General features: G+C 68.8%; 17 protein-coding genes. 11 read left to right on the forward strand and 6 right to left on the reverse strand.

Annotated features, from left to right (window positions below):
* Positions 1-84: 84 nt before the first annotated feature.
* Positions 85-915: an IclR family transcriptional regulator gene (locus ACYVKL_RS02180; protein WP_379170604.1), complete on the forward strand. Its 831-nt coding sequence runs from the start codon at positions 85-87 to the stop codon at positions 913-915.
* A gap of 22 nt (positions 916-937) precedes the next feature.
* Here ACYVKL_RS02180 and ygiD read toward each other — a convergent pair whose 3' ends face one another.
* Both ygiD and ACYVKL_RS02190 read right to left on the reverse strand, forming a co-directional pair.
* Positions 938-1,783: a 4,5-DOPA-extradiol-dioxygenase gene (ygiD, locus tag ACYVKL_RS02185; protein ID WP_379170676.1), complete on the reverse strand. Its 846-nt coding sequence runs from the start codon at positions 1,781-1,783 to the stop codon at positions 938-940.
* A gap of 23 nt (positions 1,784-1,806) precedes the next feature.
* Positions 1,807-2,844 carry a hypothetical protein gene (locus tag ACYVKL_RS02190; RefSeq protein ID WP_379170606.1) on the reverse strand — a complete coding sequence of 346 codons (1,038 nt, stop codon included), beginning with the start codon at positions 2,842-2,844 and terminating at the stop codon, positions 1,807-1,809.
* A 225-nt stretch (positions 2,845-3,069) separates the two neighbouring features.
* Here ACYVKL_RS02190 and ACYVKL_RS02195 point away from each other — a divergent pair, with 225 nt between their 5' ends.
* The 6 genes from ACYVKL_RS02195 to ACYVKL_RS02220 all read left to right on the forward strand — a co-directional run bounded on the left by ACYVKL_RS02195 (position 3,070) and on the right by ACYVKL_RS02220 (position 10,972).
* Positions 3,070-4,266 (forward strand): cytochrome P450 family protein, encoded by a 1,197-nt coding sequence (locus tag ACYVKL_RS02195; RefSeq protein WP_379170608.1) that lies wholly within the window; start codon positions 3,070-3,072, stop codon positions 4,264-4,266.
* 61 nt (positions 4,267-4,327) lie between these two features.
* Positions 4,328-5,530, forward strand: coding sequence for a cytochrome P450 (locus ACYVKL_RS02200; protein WP_379170610.1), 1,203 nt, complete (start codon positions 4,328-4,330; stop codon positions 5,528-5,530).
* Between the two features lie 319 nt (positions 5,531-5,849).
* Positions 5,850-7,550, forward strand: a complete 1,701-nt coding sequence (gene menD / locus ACYVKL_RS02205; RefSeq protein ID WP_379170612.1) for a 2-succinyl-5-enolpyruvyl-6-hydroxy-3-cyclohexene-1-carboxylic-acid synthase — start codon at positions 5,850-5,852, stop codon at positions 7,548-7,550.
* A complete protein-coding gene (locus tag ACYVKL_RS02210) occupies positions 7,550-8,710 on the forward strand; it encodes an AMP-binding protein (RefSeq protein ID WP_379170614.1) in 1,161 nt (386 codons plus the stop codon). Before menD ends, ACYVKL_RS02210 begins: the two co-directional genes overlap by 1 nt.
* On the forward strand, positions 8,703-9,800 hold the full coding sequence (locus ACYVKL_RS02215) for a chorismate-binding protein (RefSeq protein WP_379170616.1): 1,098 nt from the start codon (positions 8,703-8,705) through the stop codon (positions 9,798-9,800). The genes ACYVKL_RS02210 and ACYVKL_RS02215 overlap by 8 nt, the downstream gene beginning before the upstream one ends.
* Entirely contained in the window at positions 9,800-10,972 is a 1,173-nt protein-coding gene (locus ACYVKL_RS02220; RefSeq protein WP_357201560.1) for a thiolase family protein, read from the forward strand. The genes ACYVKL_RS02215 and ACYVKL_RS02220 overlap by 1 nt, the downstream gene beginning before the upstream one ends.
* Before the next feature lie 13 nt (positions 10,973-10,985).
* Here the strand turns inward: ACYVKL_RS02220 and ACYVKL_RS02225 are convergent, their stop codons facing one another.
* Positions 10,986-11,435, reverse strand: a complete 450-nt coding sequence (locus ACYVKL_RS02225; protein WP_379170618.1) for a MarR family winged helix-turn-helix transcriptional regulator — start codon at positions 11,433-11,435, stop codon at positions 10,986-10,988.
* 137 nt (positions 11,436-11,572) lie between these two features.
* Here ACYVKL_RS02225 and ACYVKL_RS02230 point away from each other — a divergent pair, with 137 nt between their 5' ends.
* Positions 11,573-11,908, forward strand: a complete 336-nt coding sequence (locus tag ACYVKL_RS02230) for a DMT family transporter (protein ID WP_379170620.1) — start codon at positions 11,573-11,575, stop codon at positions 11,906-11,908.
* Positions 11,909-11,959: 51 nt separating this feature from the next.
* On the forward strand, positions 11,960-12,274 hold the full coding sequence (locus ACYVKL_RS02235) for a DMT family transporter (RefSeq protein ID WP_379170622.1): 315 nt from the start codon (positions 11,960-11,962) through the stop codon (positions 12,272-12,274).
* Positions 12,275-12,279: 5 nt separating this feature from the next.
* Here the strand turns inward: ACYVKL_RS02235 and ACYVKL_RS02240 are convergent, their stop codons facing one another.
* The 3 genes from ACYVKL_RS02240 to ACYVKL_RS02250 form a co-directional block, all read right to left on the reverse strand.
* A complete protein-coding gene (locus ACYVKL_RS02240; RefSeq protein ID WP_379170624.1) occupies positions 12,280-13,965 on the reverse strand; it encodes an enoyl-CoA hydratase-related protein in 1,686 nt (561 codons plus the stop codon).
* Between the two features lie 199 nt (positions 13,966-14,164).
* Positions 14,165-15,352 (reverse strand): lipase family protein, encoded by a 1,188-nt coding sequence (locus ACYVKL_RS02245; RefSeq protein WP_379170626.1) that lies wholly within the window; start codon positions 15,350-15,352, stop codon positions 14,165-14,167.
* Between the two features lie 211 nt (positions 15,353-15,563).
* The gene (locus ACYVKL_RS02250) at positions 15,564-16,211 is read right to left on the reverse strand and encodes a TetR/AcrR family transcriptional regulator (RefSeq protein ID WP_379170628.1); all 648 of its coding nucleotides are present in this window, start codon (positions 16,209-16,211) and stop codon (positions 15,564-15,566) included.
* 241 nt (positions 16,212-16,452) lie between these two features.
* On the opposite strand from ACYVKL_RS02250, the gene ACYVKL_RS02255 reads away from it, so the two are divergent.
* Positions 16,453-17,637, forward strand: a complete 1,185-nt coding sequence (locus ACYVKL_RS02255) for an LLM class flavin-dependent oxidoreductase (protein WP_379170630.1) — start codon at positions 16,453-16,455, stop codon at positions 17,635-17,637.
* 4 nt (positions 17,638-17,641) lie between these two features.
* Positions 17,642-18,709, forward strand: coding sequence for an alcohol dehydrogenase catalytic domain-containing protein (locus tag ACYVKL_RS02260; RefSeq protein WP_379170632.1), 1,068 nt, complete (start codon positions 17,642-17,644; stop codon positions 18,707-18,709).
* Positions 18,710-18,877 lie beyond the last annotated feature (168 nt).

The raw sequence follows: 18,877 nt of genomic DNA on the forward strand, positions 1-18,877 counted from the left end.
CCGAACCAATCGGTCGCCACGTATTCCGCCCCGCGCCGCCGCGTCGTACGCTGCGGTGGAGCGAAGCTTGGTGGAAGGATGTGCATGACGGTGACGGACCAGCCGCGCGTAAGCGGCGACACCGCCATTCGGGAATCGCGCTCCGGGGTCATCGAGCGCATGTCGGCCATCCTCGACGCCTTCGACAGCGGCCGCGAAACCCTGCGGCTCGAGGACATCACCGACCGCACCGGACTGCCGCGGTCCACCACCTTCCGCCTGGCCTGCCAGCTGACCGAGCTGCAGTGGCTGATTCACGACGAGCAGGGTTACCGGCTGGGTGCGCGCACCCGGCGGCTGGCCCGGATCACCGACTGCGAGGACATCCGGGCCGCGGCCTCCGCCGCGCTGTCGGACCTGCACGTGGCGACGGGCGCGGTCGTCCACCTCGGAGTGCTCGAGGGCAATACGGTCCACTACCTCGACAAGGTCGGCGGCGCGCTGGCCGCGACGATTCCCTCCAAGGTCGGCACCCGGATCGACGCCACCCAAACCGTGTGCGGACTGGCGTTGCTGGCCTCGCTGGCGCCCGAGGACGCCGACCGGGTGCTGCGGATGCCGCTGCGCAGCTCCGCCGTTCGGCCGATCGCCCGCCGGCGCGCGGTGCTGGCCGACCTGTACCGGGTGCGTCAGCGCAACGGGCTGGCGGTGTCGCTGGGGACGGCGTGCGAGATGGGCATCAGCACCGTGGCCGCCCCGGTGCTGGGCCCGGACGGCCCGATCGCCGCGATCTCGGTGGCCACGCGCGGCGAACTCGAACTGCGGCGGGTCGCCCCGCTGGTGTTCACCGCCGCCCGCCGGACCGCCGCCGAGATGTTCGCCGACGGCTCGCTGCCCGGCAGCAACTCGCCGGGGGCCCGGGCCCGTCTGGCCTGAACACCTTGCGCGCGAACGGAACTCAGATGTTCGTGCCGTCCGCGGGCACACCGTCGGGCAGCTCGGCCGCGCCGCCGGAGCCGGAATCCGCTCCGGGACACGAGATTCCGAGGGTGTAGGCCGTCATCGACAATGAGCCGTAGCTGTAGCCGTCGATCAGCGTGCCCGCGCCCTCGGAGGAGGCGGCGGCCAGACCGGCCAGGTACAGCAACGGGATGAAGTGATCCGGGGTCGGCACCGCGAGTCCGTAGTCGCGCTGGTCGGTCAGTGCCAGCGCGTCGGCGGGCCGGGTCAGCATGATGTTCCGAGCGGCCTCGTCGAAGCGCTGGGCCCAGTCGAAGCCGGTGTCCGGGCGGCTGGGATCCATGCCGCGCAGATTGTGCACCACATTGCCGCTGGCCACGATCAGAATCCCGCTCTCGCGCAGCGCGTTCAGCCGGATGCCGAGCTCGAGGTGGTATTCGAGCGGCTTGTCGGCGTTGATGCTGAGCTGCACCACCGGGATGTCGGCGTCGGGGAAGGCGTGCCGCAGCACCGACCAGGACCCGTGGTCGATGCCCCAGCTGTCGGTGTCCGCGCCGACCCAGTTCGGTTTCACCGCCTCGCTGACTTCCTCGAACAGCGCGGGCAGACCGGGGGCCGGGTACTGTACGGCGAACAGCTCGGGCGGGAAGCCGTAGAAGTCGTGGATGGTGCGCGGGTACGCCATCGTGGTCACCGCGGTGGCGTTGATGTACCAGTGTGCGGACACGATCAGGATCGCGCGCGGGCGGGGCACGCTGCTGCCGAAGGTCTGCCAGGCCTCGGTGTAGCGGTTGCGTTCCAGGGCGTTCATCGGGCTGCCGTGGCCGAGGAACGCGGCGGGCATCCGGGTGACGGGATCGGCGGCGGTCATCGGGGATCGACGGTATCCGGCGCCGGGAACGGGCGGGGCGGTTGCGGTCCGCGAGTCCGGGTGCGGCCGTGGTTGTCGACTGCGGCATCGAGGGACAGGTTGATCTCCATCAGCTGATCGATGGTGTCACCGTGCAGCCGCACGAACTCCTGGCGGGCCTTGCCGCGGCGGAACGAGATGAACGAGCGGTCGGACTCGAGCTGCCAGGTGTACCAGAACAGATACGGCACGGTGAGCGCGAAATTGACTATGCCCCAGACGATCCAGACATCGTTGTTGAACCAGCCGTCCGACGGCATGACCTTCGGGAAGATGTTGTAGATCGCGATCGCCAGCATGAGTACCGGCAGCGTGTAGATGCGCGCCATGATGTACAGCTCGGGCCGGCCCTTGACCAGCGGGTAGATCTCGGCGACCGCGAGGATGCAGATGCTGGCGGCGAAGTGCTCCTCCTCGGGCGGGTAGCCGCCGAACGTGAAGCAGAGATTCCAGGTGGTGTAGAGGAAGTTCCAGGCCATGGTCGTGTAGGCGACCAGTTCGGCGTTGCGGCCGGGCAGGATCTCCCAGAAGCGCGGCGAGTACGGAATCGTCAGGCACAGTCCGAGTCCGACGGCGGCGTTCCAGTAGTTGCCGATCTCCGCGTCGCGCAGCGTGGCCTCGGCGATGTTCAGGAACAGGATCGCGTAGGGGAACCACAGGAACCGCGGATTGCGCAGGATGTCCCAGATCCGGCCCACGCGTTGCTCGGCGACCGCGATGCGCATGGCCCCGACGATGGTCAGCGGAATCAGCACCGACAGGATCTTGGCCCAGGAGAACCAGTTCACCAGCCCGATATCGCGTCCCGGTCCCCAGATCCAGAGCGGAAACGTCAGCAGCGACAGCCCCCACACCCACATCGCCGGCCGCGGATGCACCCGCATGTAGTCGACGATGACCCACAGGATCGCGCAGAACACGAGCATCGATACCGCGGTCACCCAGGTGAAGGGAGCCGGGTTCCCCGAAACCGCCTCCGAGGCCGCACTGATCACGCCGAACCGCCTTCCCTGAATGGACTGGCTAACCGCCAGCAATATCAAACCGACGATAGCTCAGCCGCTCCGGAATCAGTGGCGACACCCGGCAACCGGGGCAGCGGCACCGCCCGCGGTGAATCCCGCTGCTCGGCGGCCGGAACGGCCTATTCTGACTGTCGGGTCCGCCCTTGTCGCCGGGCCCGTTCTCCGCTGCGAACGCGTCCACCTTCGGGAGTTGTCTTGATCGACGAGCAGCCGATCGTCTTGACCGACGAGTTCTTCCAGGACCCGCACACGACCTATGGACGGCTGCGGGAGCGCGGACCCGTCCAACACGTCCGGTTCCCGCACGGCGTGATCGGTTGGCTCGTCACCGATTACACGCTCGCGCGCCAGGTGTTGAGCGAGCCGACGATCAGCAAGGGCCTGCGGGCCGTCGCCGGTGACAACCGACTGGTCGGCGGGGCGACCATCGCCGACCCCGGCAACAGTCAGCACATGCTCAATACCGATCCGCCCCACCACACCCGCATGCGGAAGCTGGTGGATCGAGCCTTCACCCCTGCCGCGGTCGCCGCGCTGGCACCGCGCATCACCGCGCTCGCCGACGAGCTGCTCGACACCATCGCCCCCGGCGAGACGGTCGATCTGCTACGGCAGTATGCCTTCCCGTTGCCCATCACCGTCATCTGCGAACTGCTCGGCGTGCCCGCCGCCGACCGCACCGACTTCCAGCTCTGGTCGAGCGAGTTGGTGACCGCGCAGAGCCACGCCGCCAAGGCCGACGCCAACACGCAATTGGCGAAATACCTCGACGACCTGATCGCCGAGCGGCGCAGCGACAGCGGCGCCGACCTGCTGTCGGGTTTGATCCGCGCGACCGAGGCGGGCGATCGGCTCAGCCCCGACGAGCTCCGGTCGAACGCGCTGCTGCTGCTCATCGCCGGGCACGAGACCACGGTGAACCTGATCGCCAACTGCGTCCTGGCCCTGCCCGACGATGCCCGGGTCCGCCAGTCGATCGCCACGGATCCACCGGCCACCAAGGCTTTCCGCGAGGAAGTGCTGCGCTATCACAGCCCGGTGCACATCACCACGTTCCGCTACACCACCACCCCGCTCACCCTGGCCGACGTCCGGATCGAGGCCGGTGAGCTCATCATGGTCTCCCTCGGCGCGGGCAATCGGGATCACGGCCGGTTCGCGGACCCCGACACCTTCCACCCGGACCGAATCGACAACCACCACATCGCCTTCGGCTACGGCGCCCACTTCTGCCTCGGCGCGCCGCTGGCCCGCTTGGAGACCGATATCGCGCTGAGCCGCCTGCTCACCCGCTTCCCCGCCCTCACCCTCGCCACCGATCCCGCGCAGCTGCGCTGGCGGCCCAGCGTGGTGATCCGCGGCCTCACCGAACTGCCGGTCCGCTGCCGCTGACCGCACAGCGGAAGTGTTCCCGGACAACTAATGTCGGGCTCTCGAGACTAGGGAGTACCGCGTGACCACACACACCGAAGCCCGCCCCTATCCGTTCGGCGAGCCGGTCCGGCTCGATCCGCCCCCGCTGGTGGCGAAACTGCAACGCGAGGAACCGATTTCCCGCGTGCTACTGCCCTTCGGCGGTGAAGCCTGGCTCGTCACCCGCTACGCGGACGTGCGCTCGGTGCTCAGCGACGCCCGGTTCAGTCGCGCCGCCACCGTCGGGCGGCTGGATGTGCCCCGGGTGCGGGAAACCCCTGCGCTGCCGAATATTCCGACCAGCATGGACCCGCCGGAGCTGACCCGGCTGCGCAAGCTGACCATGACCACGTTCACCTCCCGCCGCGTGCAGGAACTGCGCCCGCGCGCCGAGCGCATCGTCGAGGAGCTGCTGGACGCCATGGAGGCCGCGGGCTCGCCCGCCGACCTGGTGGACGCGCTGGCGCTGCCCCTGCCGGTCACCGTGATCTGCGAAATGCTCGGTGTCCCACCGCAGGACCAGCATCGCTTCCGCGACTTCTCCGACGCCATCATGTCCACGACCGCGGTCAGCGACACCGACCGCCTGAACGCCTACGCCGCCGTCGCCGGGTATCTGACCGAACAGATCGCGGTGCGGCGCGCCGAACCGGCCGACGACCTGCTCGGCGCGCTGGTGGCGGCCCGCGACGACGAGGACCGGCTCAGCGAGGACGAACTCATCACCCTGGGCATCACCTTGCTGGTCGCCGGGCACGAGACCACGGCCAATCAGATCGCCAACTTCACCTACGTGCTCCTGACCGAATCGGGCGAATGGGATCGACTGCGGGCCGATCCCGGGCTGGTCCCGACCGCCATCGAGGAGCTGCTGCGCTACGTCCAGGTCGGCAACGGCGGCGCGTTCCCGCGCATCGCCACCGAGGACATCGAACTGTCGGGCACCCTGATCCGCGCCGGGGAGTCGGTGTTCGTCGATCTGCAGGCCGCCAACCGCGATGAGACGGTATTCGAGAATCCCGGTACCCTGGATCTGAGCCGGCATCACAACTCGCACTTGACATTCGGGCACGGATTCCATCACTGCGTGGGGGCGCACCTGGCGCGGCTCGAATTGGACGTCACCTTGTCCGCACTGCTGCGACGCTACCCGGAATTGCGGCTCGCGATTCCGGCCGCCGAAATCGAATGGAAGACCGGCATGTTGTTGCGTGGGCCGAAGGCGCTTCCGGTGGCTTGGTAGCCAAGTGAATACGCGCCGCCGAATGAGACAGATCTGACTTACGGCGGCGCGATGACCGCATTGACAGACAAGTCTGTGCACCGACCCCGGTCACACCCTGCAGAGGTGACCGAATCGCTCTGAGCTGCAAGGCTGTTGAGAGTGGCGGCTCACATTGACAGCATCGAGCAGGTGCCGATAGCGTGTTGCCATGACGTTGCGGGTCGGCTGATCAACAACGATTAATTGTCGGGGTCTGTGGTCGGGATTGTTTTGTGAGTAATTTTGAATCGGTTCCGCATTCGTGTGGGACGACATCGTTTCAGTTTGGAAATACCGCATGCCTTCGGTGATCTCGGCGATAGTCGTCGATGAATTGGTTCGCAATGGCGTGCAATGGTTCGTGTATTGTCCCGGCTCCCGGAACGGTCCTCTCGGATTCGAACTGGCCCGCCGAGCGCGGGCCGGGGAGATCAACCTTCAGGTCCGTCTCGACGAACGCTCGGCAGCCTTTGTGGCACTGGGCATCACGAAGGCGACCGGCCTTCCGGCGGCCGTGGTGACCACCTCGGGCACGGCGGTGTCGAACCTGCTGCCCGCCGTCACCGAGGCCAACTACTCCGATCTGCCGCTGGTACTGGTGACCGCGAATCGGCCGCCGGACGTGCTGGGCACGGGGGCGTCGCAGACGGTGGATCAGACCGCGTTGCTCGCCTCGCAGGTGCGCCACGTACAGCAGCTCTGGTCCGGCGACTCGGCCGGCGCGACGGCCAACGGCGTGCTGCGCTCGCAGGTGTGCCGCGCCCTCGGCATCGGCACCGGTCGGCTGGTCGGCCGCCCGGGCCCGGTCCAGCTCGACGTGCCGCTGTCGTCGGGCCTGCCGCCGCAGACCGAAACCTCTTCTCCCGCAGGACGTCCCGACGGCATGCCGTGGATCGCCATGCCCGAGATCCCACGCTCGCAGCACCCGGACGCCACCGAGATCGACCTGCGCCGGCCCACGCTCGTCATCGCCGGCGACGGGGCCGATCCGGCCGCGCTGCCGGCGCACCTGCCGTGCATGGCCGAACCGACCGTCGATGTCGGCGGCCGTCGACGCCTGCACCCCTGGGTACTCGACCAGGTGCGACCCGAGCAGGTCGTGGTGTACGGCCGGCCGACCCTGCACCGCAATGTCGGCCGCGTACTGGCCCGGCCGGGAGTGCGCAGCGTGCTCGTCGCCGGCGGCGGCGACTGGCTCTACGCCGCACCCGATATCGAAGTGCTGTCCCGGAATCCGCGCTGGACCGGCGCCGCGTCGCCGGTCTGGATCGAGGAGCTCGAACGGGCCGACACGATCGTGCGCGACGCGTGGACCCGGACCATGACCGAGCCCGCCGACCGCCGCACGGGCGTCGGCGTGGCGCACGCGGTGCTCAACGCGCTGCGGCCCGGCGACCTGCTCTGGCTCGGAGCGTCCAACCCGATCCGCGACGTCTCACTGACCGGCCCGGTGCCGCCCGGCGTGCAGGTGCTGTCCAACCGCGGTGTCGCGGGCATCGACGGAAACGTCAGTGCCGCAACGGGAGTCGCGCTGGCGCATCCCGACCGCACCGTCGTCGCGCTGCTCGGCGACCTGACCTTCGCCTACGACGCGTCGGGGTTGCAGACCGGGCGGCTCGAGCGGATGCCCGCCAATCTGATCATCGTCGTGTCCAACGATGCCGGTGGCGGCATCTTCGAACTGCTCGAACAGGGCGACGCCCGCTACAAGCGGGAACCCTACGGCGACACCTTCGAGCGGATCTACGGCACGCCGCAGAACATCGACATCTCCCACCTGTGCAGCGCCTACGACGTCGCGCACGCCACGGTCGAAATCGACGACCTGCCCGCGGCGCTCGGGCGGGCCCGCACGGCGCAGCGCCTGTCGGTCCTCGAAGTACCCGTCACCCGAACCGCTTTGCGCGACGTGCACGCGGGCACCCGGCAGGCCGCCGAGGAGGCCTTCGACGCCACCGCGGTCTCGGCGATGAATCTCGAGCTGGAGCTGCACTCCTGATGCCACACCCCGCCATTCCCTTGACTCCCCTGCTCCTCCCCGAAGATCCCGACGCCGCGGTCGAGGCGCTGCAGCGCGCCATCGAACTCGCCTACACCGGCGATCGGGCGATCGCACCGGTCACCGATTCCGCTCAGGCACAGCAGCTTCCGCCGACCGTGCCCGCCACCACCGCGGTACTGCTGTCCACCTCCGGATCCAGCGGTGTGCCCAAGCGAACCCTGTTGTCCCGCAATGCCTTGCTGGCCTCGGCGCAGGCCAGCGCGGAACGGCTCGGCGGCGCGGGCGACTGGCTGCTGTGCCTGCCGGCCGGGTTCGTCGCGGGCTTCCAGGTGATCTCGCGGGCCGCGCTCGGCGGCACCCGCGTGACCACACTGCCCGGCGGCCACTTCGATCCGGCCGCCTTCGCGGCCGCGGCCCGGCGCATGCCCGCCGGCCGCCGCTACGCCTCGCTGGTGCCCACCCAGGTCACCCGCCTGCTCGCCGACGCCGAATCCCGCAGCGCTCTCGGGTGTTTCGACAAGGTCCTGATCGGCGGCGCGCGCCTGGACGAGGAGACCGGCCGCAGGCTGCGCGAGCTCACCGATGCCGTGGTGACCTACGGCATGACCGAGACCTGCGGCGGCTGCGTCTACGACGGCGTCCCGCTGCGCGGGGTCGAGGCGCGCATCGTGGACGGACTCATCCACCTGGGCGGCGACGTGGTGGCCGACGGCTATCTCGGCGACGCCGGCGAGCAGCCCTTCTATCGCGAGGGCGACACGCGCTGGTACCGCACCTCCGATCGCGGGCACTGGGCCCAGGACCTGCTGGTCCCGACCGGCCGCGTCGACGATCTGATCAACACCGGCGGGGTCAAGGTCTCCGCGGTCGCGATCGAACAGGCCCTGACCGGCATCCCGGGGATCGAGTCCGCGGTGGTCATGGGCGTGCCCGACCGCGAATGGGGCGAACTCGTCGGTGCGTACATCGTGACCCGCCGAGCGATCCCGGACCTCGAACCGCTGCGCGACAGCGTCCGGCGACGCCTGGGCCGCGCGGCCGTGCCGAAGCGCTTCGTGCTCGGCACCGAGCTGCCCCTGCTGCCGAACTCGAAGATCGACCGCCGCGCCGTGCACCAACGACTGACCACCACCGAATCGGAGCCCACCCATGCATGATCCCGTGCGATTCCGCCTAGCCGGCGCGAAAGGCCCGGTGGGCTTGGACGGCCCGCTGATCTGTTACGACAACCTGGCCGAGGCCGAGGCCGCCGTCCGCGCGGGGGCCTACGGCAATCTGGTGGCGGGGGCGATCCCCTTCGACACCGAACTCGCCGGCTCCTCGCTGTACCTGGGCTGGCGCAACGACGCCCGCACCCGGTCCGCCGCCCGTCCCGGCACGCACCCCGAATTCCGTTGCGACATCGAGTTCAACGACGCCGCGATCGCGAACTACCTGCGGCTCATCGACGATGCCCTGACGCAGCTGCGGGCGCCCGGCACGGACCTCGAGAAGATCGTCATCTCGCGCTGCGAACGCTATTTCTACGACGGCGTCGTCGACCCGCACGCACTGTTCGAGCGGTTCGCGGAGCTGTACCCGAACGCGCGCAGTTACTTCGTCGAGCACCTCGACCACCCCGGCGTGTACACGATGGGAGCGAGCCCGGAGCTGTTCCTGGCCAAGTCCGGCGCCACCATCACCATGACGCCGCTGGCCGGCACCGTGCTGCGCGACACCCGCCTGCCCGACTCCGAGGACAAGGAGCGCGCCCGCGCCATCCTGTTCGACGACAAGTATCTGGCCGAGCACCGGCACCTGGTCGATTTCATGGTCAAGGGCCTGGCGGCCTTCTGCCCCGACCTCGACTATCCGGGTGACCCGGAACTGGTGAAGGCTCCGGGCGTGTGGCACTTGGGAACTCCCATCACGGCGCGCCTGATCGACCCCGAGACGCCGGTGACCGACCTGGTCGCGGCCCTGCACCCCTCCCCCGCGGTCTGCGGGGTGCCGCAGGCGCTGTCGCGCCGCATGATCGCCGACTACGAACCCGCGCGCGCCTACTACGGCGGCCTGGTGGGCTGGCTCGACAGCACCGGCGACTGCGAGTTCCACATGGCGCTGCGCGGACTCGAATTGGATTCCCACCGCAGTGATCTGACGCTGCGGGCCGGCGGCGGCGTGGTGTCGCGCAGCCGCATCGACGACGAATTCGCCGAGACCTCGGCCAAGCTGGCCACCATGCGCCGCGTGCTGGGGATCCCGTGATGCGCGACGCGGTCATCGTCGCGGCGGTGCGCACCCCGATCGGACGCGGTAAGCAGGGCGGTGCGCTCGACGGCGTGCACCCGGTGGATCTGATGGCGCACAGCCTGCGCGCCGTCATCGATCAGGCCGGGATCGATCCGGCCCTGATCGACGAGGTGATCGGCGGCGTGGTCAGCCAGGTCGGCGAACAGGCCACCAATGTCACCCGGCGCGCCTCGCTGGCGGCCGGGTTCCCGGAATCGGTGCCCGCCAGCACCATCGACCGCCAGTGCAGCGCCAGCCAGCAGGCGTTGCGCTTCGCCGCGCACGCGGTCATCGCGGGCGACTGCGATCTGGTCGTCGCCACCGGCGTCGAATCGGTGAGCCGGATTCCGATGGGCACCAGCCTGCTCGACGTCGACAACCTCACCGGATCGGCCTTCCTCGAACGTTATCCGCAGGGTGTGCCGTGGCAGGGCATCAGCGCCGAACTCATCACCGCGCGTTGGGGATTCGGTCGCAACCAGCTCGACGACTACGCGCTCGAGAGCCACCGCCGCGCCGCCGAGGCCACCGCGCGCGGCGGCTTCGACGCCGAGCTGACCTCGCCGATCAACGGCCTGGCCCGCGACGAGACCATCCGATTCGATTCCACCGCGGCCGGACTCGGCGCGCTGCCGCCCTCGTTCTACAACGAGGCCATCGCCGCGCGCTTCCCCGAGATCGCCTGGCACATCACCGCCGGCAATGCCAGCCAGCTCGGTGACGGCAGTGCCGCGGTCGTGGTCACCACCAGCGAGAACGCCGCGCGCCTCGGGCTGAAGCCGCTGGCGCGCATCCGCAGTCACATCGCCGTCGGCGACGACCCGTTCCTGATGCTGACCGCGGTCGTCCCGGCCACCGAGAAGGTGCTCAAGCAAACAGGTTTGACGCTGGCCGACATCGATCTCATCGAGATCAACGAGGCCTACGCCAGCGTCGTGCTGGCCTGGGCGCGGGAAACCGGGGCCGACCTCGATCGGGTGAACGTCCACGGCGGCGCGATCTCGCTGGGCCATCCGCTCGGCGCCAGCGGCGTCCGCCTCACCGCCACCCTCGTGCACGCCATGCACGAGCGCGGCGCGCGCTACGGTCTGCAGACCATGTGCGAATCCGGCGGCCAGGCCAATGCCATGATCCTGGAAGCACTCTGACGCGGCGCGCCGCTCAGCCGGCGGCGCGGGCGGCGGCCAGGATGGCGGCCAGCGCCGGGTCGCCGTTGGCGATCTCGGCGAACGCCGCGGCGAGCGCGTCCTCGTAGGTGGTGCGGGCCGCGCGGTAGCGCTCGCGGCCGGCGTCGGCGAGCACCGTGTAGACGCCGCGCTTGTCGTCGGGGCACAGGTCCCGATAGGTGAGGTCGGCGGCGTTCAAGCGCCCGACCAGCCGGGTGACCGAGCTCTGGTTCAGGCCCAGCTTGTCGGCGAGTTCCTGCATGCGCAGTTCGCTGTCGGGGGCCTGATCGAGGAAGCTCAGCGCCCGGTATTCGGACAGTCCCAGCCCGTGGCGGCGCTGCAGGACGGTCGCCAGGCGGCTCTCCACCTGCGCGTGCAGGATCAGCATCCGGTTCCAGAGTTGGGCGTCCGCACCGGTTTTCGCCACTCGAGCCTGCGACGGCATCGACTCACTCCCTCGAACTGACGCGTGGCCGGCCAGGTCCGCGGCCACTGGGTCTTGACACGAGTTTACATGTACATGCATTCTTTTCGAGCAACTACTTGCACGTACATACAACAACATGAAGGAGCGCGACTCCCATGGCCTGGGTCCACCTGCTCATCGCATCGGTCTTCGAGATCGTCTTCGCCCTGGCGACCAACGCCACCCACGGCTTCACCGTCCTGGGCCCGTCCCTGCTCACCGCCGCGGCCGCCGCGGGCGGCATCTTCTTCCTCAGCCTCGCGCTGAAATCCCTCGACGTCGGGGTCGGCTACACGGTGTGGACCGGCATCGGGTCGGTCGGCACGGTCCTGTTCGGGGCCATCGTGTTCGGCGAAGCGTTCACCCCGGCCAAGGTGGTGGCCTTCGTGCTGATCATCGGCGGCGTCCTCGGATTGAAGCTCGCCGACAAGCTCACCGGCGCACCGGCCTGAACCGCCGGCCCGATCGTCGTTCCCGTACAACCGTTTTCGAGGAGAACCGTCATGTCCTGGGTCTACCTGCTCATCGCCGCCGTTTTCGAGGTCGCCTTCGCACTCGGCACCAATGCCACCAAGGGATTCACCCGGCTGTGGCCGTCGGTGTTCACCCTGGCCGCCGCCGCGGCCGGCATCTATACCCTCAGCCTCGCGCTGCGCACCCTCGATGTCGGGGTGGGCTACACGATCTGGACCGGCCTGGGGTCCATCGGCACCGTCGTGCTGGGCGCGCTCATCTACCGGGAGAAGATCAACGCGCCCAAGGTCGTAGCGTTCGGCGCCATCATCGCCGGGGCGCTGGTGCTGCGCCTCGCGAGCTGACGCGGTCAGCCGAGCAGATAGGCCGGGGTGGCCCGCGGCCCGGCCTTGGTCACGAAGTCGTGGCGGAGCCGATGGAACGGCGAGGCGGGATCGAAGACCTCGCGCTCGAGGTGTTCGAGCTCCTCGGATCGGTACACCGCCAACGGTTTCGCCGCTTCGTCGGCCGCGCGACGGCGCCGCTTCTCGTCGATGCGTGCGGCGAGGTCGGGGGCGGCGGCCAGCTCCGCGGCCTGGTGCCGGACCCAGGTGCGGAACTCGGCCGGATCCCCCGCCACCACCCGATCCGCCAGGCCCAGCCGGGCCGCGGAGCGAGCGCCGATCGGAAGGGCCTCGCCCGTCAGACGATCCGCGCACTCGGCGCCGACGCGACGCGGCATGGTGTAGGTCCAGTACTTCGAACCACGCAGGCCCGACAGGCGGTAGTGCGGGTTCAGCACCACCGACTCCCGGCACCACACCTCGTCGGCGGCCAGCGCCAGCATCACCCCGCCCGCGGCGGAATTGCCGGGCAGCGCGGAGATCACGAGCTTGTCGGTGGTGGTGAGGATGGCCTCGACCAGATCGTTGAAGGCGTTGACATTGCGCCACGCCTCGGCGGCCGGATCCGCGGCCGCCTCGATCACATTGAGCTGGATGCCATTACAGAAGAAGTCCCGGGCCGGACCCAGCACCAGCACCTTCACCGGTCGGGCACAGGCCTGCCGGTAGGCCGCCAGCAGGCGTTCGCACTGGGCGGTGCTCAAAGCGCCACCGGCATAGGTGAAGCCCAGGTAGCCGACCTCGTCGTATTCGTAATACCGCAGTTCCGACCAGGTGACGCGGACCGCCGCCTCGCACGGGCTGACCGGCACGTCCGGGACGTCGGCGAGCGGTTCGGGGCCGAGCACCTCGGTCGCGGGCAGTTTGTAGGTGGCCGGGCCGCCGGGCAGCGGGCGGGCGCGCAGCTGCGGGATCCAGACCGCGCCGTCGACGGTGGCGCGGCAGATCGCGCCGTCGCGGGTGGCGATCACGCTGCCGGGGACACCGCGCAACCGGTCCTCCAGATGGCCGCCGTGGAGAAACACGTCGCGGCCGTACAGCTCGTCCAGGACACCCGGATTCGAGTCCGCGGCACGAAGTTTTCGCAGCACGGTGGCGGTGCTGTCGTGTGCCCAGTCGATGCGGCGGAAGTACTGGGTGTAGGGCGGAGGCGGCGGTGCGGACACCTCGAGGCGCGGATCGATCGGCTCGGCGCCGGTGCGCTCGAACCGTTCGATCGCCCGCAGCAGGGCCCGCACCGCGGCATCGGCGACCTCGGTCCGATACAGCTCGCTCTTGCCGCACTGGCGCAGCGGGAACGTTTCCGAGGCCCAGACCGGACCGGCACCGGAGGCGCCGACCGCCCGCTGCACGGTCACGCTCCAATACGGGGCGTTGGTGCCGATCGCCCAGTCCAGGGACGAGGGGCCGTGATCGCCTTCCGGTCCCGGGTTCACCTGCAGCACGGCATGGCGGGCGCACAGGTCCGCCGGGACCTGATCGGCGAGCATGAGCCCGACGATCAGGTCCGGTTCGAAGGCCTGTACACCCGCCCGCATGTCGTCGTCACCGAGCGCCAGTTCGATCCCGATCCGATGGCCCCGCTCGACCAGCTCGCACCGGACGCGTTGCGTCAGGCTGTCGAAAGCGCCGGCCAGCAGCAGGATACGCACCGGATTCCTCCTCGAATCGTGGTTCGGCATTGAACCAGCTAATTACTTCTACCTAGAAGTAATTGACCGAACCACGCTTGACAAGTTCCGGAATCAAGCTGTTACCAAAGGAAATCCAGAAAGGAAGCACTCTGTCCCTTATGGCAATTCGGTGCGGATCGGCTATCGAACGGCAACGCAGCACATACTTGGTTAACGATCAGCAGCTGGACGGAACCGCATCCCCGCGGAAACGGGCCTCCACGTAGTTCCAGGCATCCGGGAAGCCGGCGACCGCGGTGGTCATGTGCTCGGCGATCTCGAACGGCCGGAACACCACCGGCGCACCCGCCTTGCAGTAGCGGTCGGCCACCTCGGCCACCGGGGCGAAGGCGGTCAGCTCGTCGAAACGGCCCTGCCAGAAGTAGGTCGGGGCGGTCGGGACGGCGGAGTTGTAGCGCAGGCTGTTCTCCCGCAGCACCTCGTGCGCCACCGGCGAATCCATCAGGCTCTTGGACGCGGCCAGCTGATCGGCGCTGCGGAAGGCACCGTGGAACAGCAGGAACCGACGGCAGGCGTCGTGGGTGAATTCCCGGAACCACAGGCCGTTCTCGTTGAGCTGATCCGAGATCGGCAGGCGGTCCGGATATTCGCGCTCCAGACCCATCGCCGCGGCGAAGGCCAGGCCGAAGCCCGGGTGCGGCGCGAAGCCCAGCGACAGCGCCATCTCCTCCAGATCGGCCGGAATGCCGCCCGCCACCACGGCGTCCAGCTTCAGGTCCGGGGCGTACTCCGGCTGCAGCGCACCGGCCCACGCGGTGGCCATGCCGCCGCCCGAGTAACCGGCCAATGCGATCGGTGAGCTACCCAGCCCCAGCTCGGCGACCTTGCGGACCGCCTTCACGCTGTCGAGGGTGACCATGCCGCTCAGCTTGGCCGCACCGTAGGCGACATTGGGCCCCAGGTAGTCCGGCATCGAGATGGCCCAGCCGCGCCCGATCGGCAGCATCGCGCCCGCGCCGTCCTGCAGTTCGCCGTTGAACAGCGACCGCGACGGATTGCACTGCGAGCCGAGGGAATTGATCAGGGCCTGATACGACACCAGCGGCGGGTTCTTGACGCCCTTCGGCATCAGCACCGTGGTCATGCCCAGGATCGGCTGCCCCTGGGAATTGGTGCTGCGGAAGGCGACCTGCCAGCCGTCGGTGCCCACGTACAGGCCGGTATCGATGCGGCGGGTACGGACCACGTCACCGGGCGCGAAACCGCCCAGATCGGCGGGCGGGCTATAGAAAGGATCGGAATCCTGTGTGGGATAAAGGGGTTGAGCCGATACGGGTGCACACACGGCTCCCGCGGTCAGGATGCTCAGAGCCAGGACCACTGCCCTGGCGGATACTGCGAACAACGACGTTCCCTCACACTTCAGCCGTTCGAGTCTCGCGCCCCCGACTGCACGGCGAACGAACGATCGACCAACAAGCAACGGATTGGCATGCGGCACAGCCGCGCCCATGATTCGGTAGCGGACAGACAGCAAGCCCGTCGCGAATCGTACAGTGACGCTACAGCTAACCTGGCCCAGCGTCCAGATGGCCGGACAAAGCGGGCACGAACTGTCAGCGGGCAGTCCCACTCAGCAGCCGGTCGAGGCCGCCGATCAGGAAAACGACCTGGTCCTCGTACAGCGCGGCCAGCTCCTGCGCGGGCGGCGGCGTCGCGCCCGGATGCCAGTCGTCGGCCCGGCTCAACGCCTGCAGGAAGCCCATGAGCGCTATCGCCCAGCGCGCCTCCAGCCGTTCGGGATCCGACGCCGGGAACGCCCGGCGCAACTGGACGTGCAACTGATCGGGGAGGTCCTGTTCGGAGGCGATCAGGGCGGGATGCGATACCAGGGACAGCTGGGTGACGATCTTGATCCAGCGCATGCCGCGAGTCCGGTGCGCCAGCAGCAGGTCCCGATAGGGCTCGGTGACCGCGCGCACCAGGGTCTCCGCGGTGGGCGGCTCGGCCCGCTGCGCCAGCACGTCGGCATTGGCGCGGATGCGGTCACGCACGGCCGCACCGAGATCGAGCAGTACCGCCGCGATCAGATCGTCCTTGGTGCCGAAGTGGTAGTTGACCGAGGAGGGCCCGAGACCGGCCGCCGCGTTCACCGCGCGCACCGAGACGGCGTCCACGCCGTGGGCGGCGAACAGACGCTCGGCGGTCTTCACCAGCCGGGTGCGAGTCGCATTGCCCTGGCGGTTCTGCATCGGGACGGTCACATCACGAGCTTCGCACATGACGGCCGGGGACTCGTCGGCGCGGGGTTCGGAAGTGGATCGTCAGACCGATTTCTTACCACCGAAACAGCCCATTATCGAGGTCGGAATGGCATCACTACCTGAGTTTTCCAATCATGCCCACTCAGCGGGACGACCACATTTCTGGATCACTTGATCCAGGTTTACTCGGGGAACCGCTCCGGGCGACGAAGCCCGGCGCTCTGGGTAAGGAGATCCCTGTATGTGGACTGCTGAATCGATGAAGTTCGGGGCCTTCCTGGCCCCGTACCACCCCCTCGACGCCGATCCGGCGCTACAGCTGCGCCGCGACATCGATCTCATGGAACACCTCGACCACCTGGGCTTCGATGAGGCGTGGATGGGCGAGCACCACTCCACCGGCGCCGAGATCGTCCCCGCGCCCGACGTTTTCATCGCCGCGGCCGCCGAACGCACCGAGCGGCTGCGCTTCGGCACCGGCGTCATGTCGCTGCCCTATCACCACCCGCTGGTCACCGTCGACCGCATCACCCAGCTCGACCTGCAGACCCGCGGCCGCCTCATCTTCGGCACCGGGCCCGGCAAGATTCCGCTCGACGCGCACATGATGGGCATCAACCCCTCCGATCAGCGCCGCCGCCAAGGCGAAGCGCTCGAGGCGATCCTGGCGCTGCTGCGCGGCGAGGTGGTCAACATGACCACCGACTGGTTCACCCTGCGCGACGCTCGCGCCCAGCTGCCGACCTACGATCCGGCCGGCATCGAGGTCGCCACCGCCTCCACCATCTCCCCCAACGGGTCGGTGCTGGCCGGACAGCACGGGCTGTCGCTGCTGTCGCTGGCCGCCAGCTCGCCCATGGGATTCGAAGTGCTGGACCGCAATTGGGGCGTGTACGAGAAGGCGTGCGCCGAACACGGGCACGTCGCCGACCGGTCGCGGTGGCGACTGGTCAACCCGATCTTCCTGGCCGAGACGCGCGAGGAAGCCGAACGCGCGGTGAGCCGGCGGATCGGATCCATGGCCGCCTACGTGAACCGGCAGACCGGCGAGAACCCGGCCTGGGCCGACACCCCCAAGGGGATCATCGACCAGTGGCGCAACGAGAACCTCGGCGAATTCGGGCAGGCCATCATCGGTACCCCCGACGAGGCGATCGCGCGGATCGAGAAGCTGATCGAGAAGACCGGCGGCTTCGGCACCATGCTCGTGCTGCACGTCGACATGGCGAGCTGGGAGGACACCAAGCGCAGCTACGAGCTGTTCGCCTCGGAGGTGATCCCGCACTTCAAGAACCGCAACCGCCGGCGCGAGGACAGCCTGCAATACGCCGCCGACAACCGCGAGCTGCTGATCGGGCAACTGGTCACCGCGATCACCAAGGCCCACACCGACTACTACGGCGAAGCCGCCGCGACAGGAGCGTGAACCCATGCGCGCCACACAGTTTCTGAACGGGGAGTTCACCGCCGCCGAAGTGGCCGAGCCGCCCGCCCTCGGCCCCGGACAGCTGCGCATCGCGGTCGCCGCGTGCGGCATCTGCGGCAGCGACCTGTCCATGTCGAAGGATCCCTGCCGGTTCGTGCAGGTGGCCACCGACAGCGGATATCCCCTCGCCACTTTCGACACCGAGCGGCCGGTCGTGCTCGGGCACGAATACGCGGGCACCGTCAGCGAGATCGGGTCCGGGGTCACCGATTTCGCGGTCGGGGACCGGGTCGCCGGGATCGGGCTGGCCACCGAGACGGCCACCGGGATTCCCACGATCATCGGATACTCCAACGACTATCACGGGGCGTTCGGCGAGAGCATCGTGGTGGACTCGTGGTGGGTGCGGCACGTGCCCGACGGGTTGCCGCTCGAGCACGCCACTTTGGCCGAACCGCTGCATGTCGGCGAGATGCACGTACAGCAGTCGGGTCTCACGCCCGAGGACTCCGCGTTGGTGATCGGCTGCGGGACAATCGGGCTCGGCGCGATCATCGCGGCCAAGGCGCGCGGGGCACGACTGGTGGTCGCCTCCGAACCCTCCCCCAAGCGACGCGAACTCGCCCGGGCCGTCGGCGCGGACATCGTGGTCGATCCGCGAGAGCAGGACCCGATCGCGGCCTGGATGGCGGCGGTGGCGCAGCAGGATTCGGTGGTCGGGCAGTCCGGCACCGGCATTCTCATCGCCTACGAGTGCAGCGGGCGCGCGGGGATTCTGGCCACGCTGATGCGCACGATGCCGTTCAATTCGCGGATCCAGGTGCTGGCCGCGCCGTTCGCGGACGAGCCGATCATTCCGGTGGTCGGTCAGTTCCGGCGGATCGCGATCAACTTCGGGCACGGGCCGTACGAGAACGCCTACGACATCACGCTGGAGCGGCTGGCGTCCGGGCTGATCGACGTCGAGGCGATCATCACCGGCCGGGTCGGACTCGACGGGGTGGCCGAGGCGTTCACCGCGCTGCGCGACCCGGAGGAGCACGTGAAGATCCTGGTGCTGCCCGGCAGCTGAGCGGCCGGTTTCGTCTGAATTTCGGGGTGGAGGGCAGCGTGGTTGGGGCCCTCCACCCCGAATCCGGCTAACGATCAGCGCGGCCAGCAAACCACCCTTGTCCGACATGCGGGTTCGCCGTGAAATCCCCGAAAAGGGCTGGCAACCGGTAACGATCGAGATCGTTGG

It is taken from the genome of Nocardia tengchongensis (genome assembly GCF_054781395.1).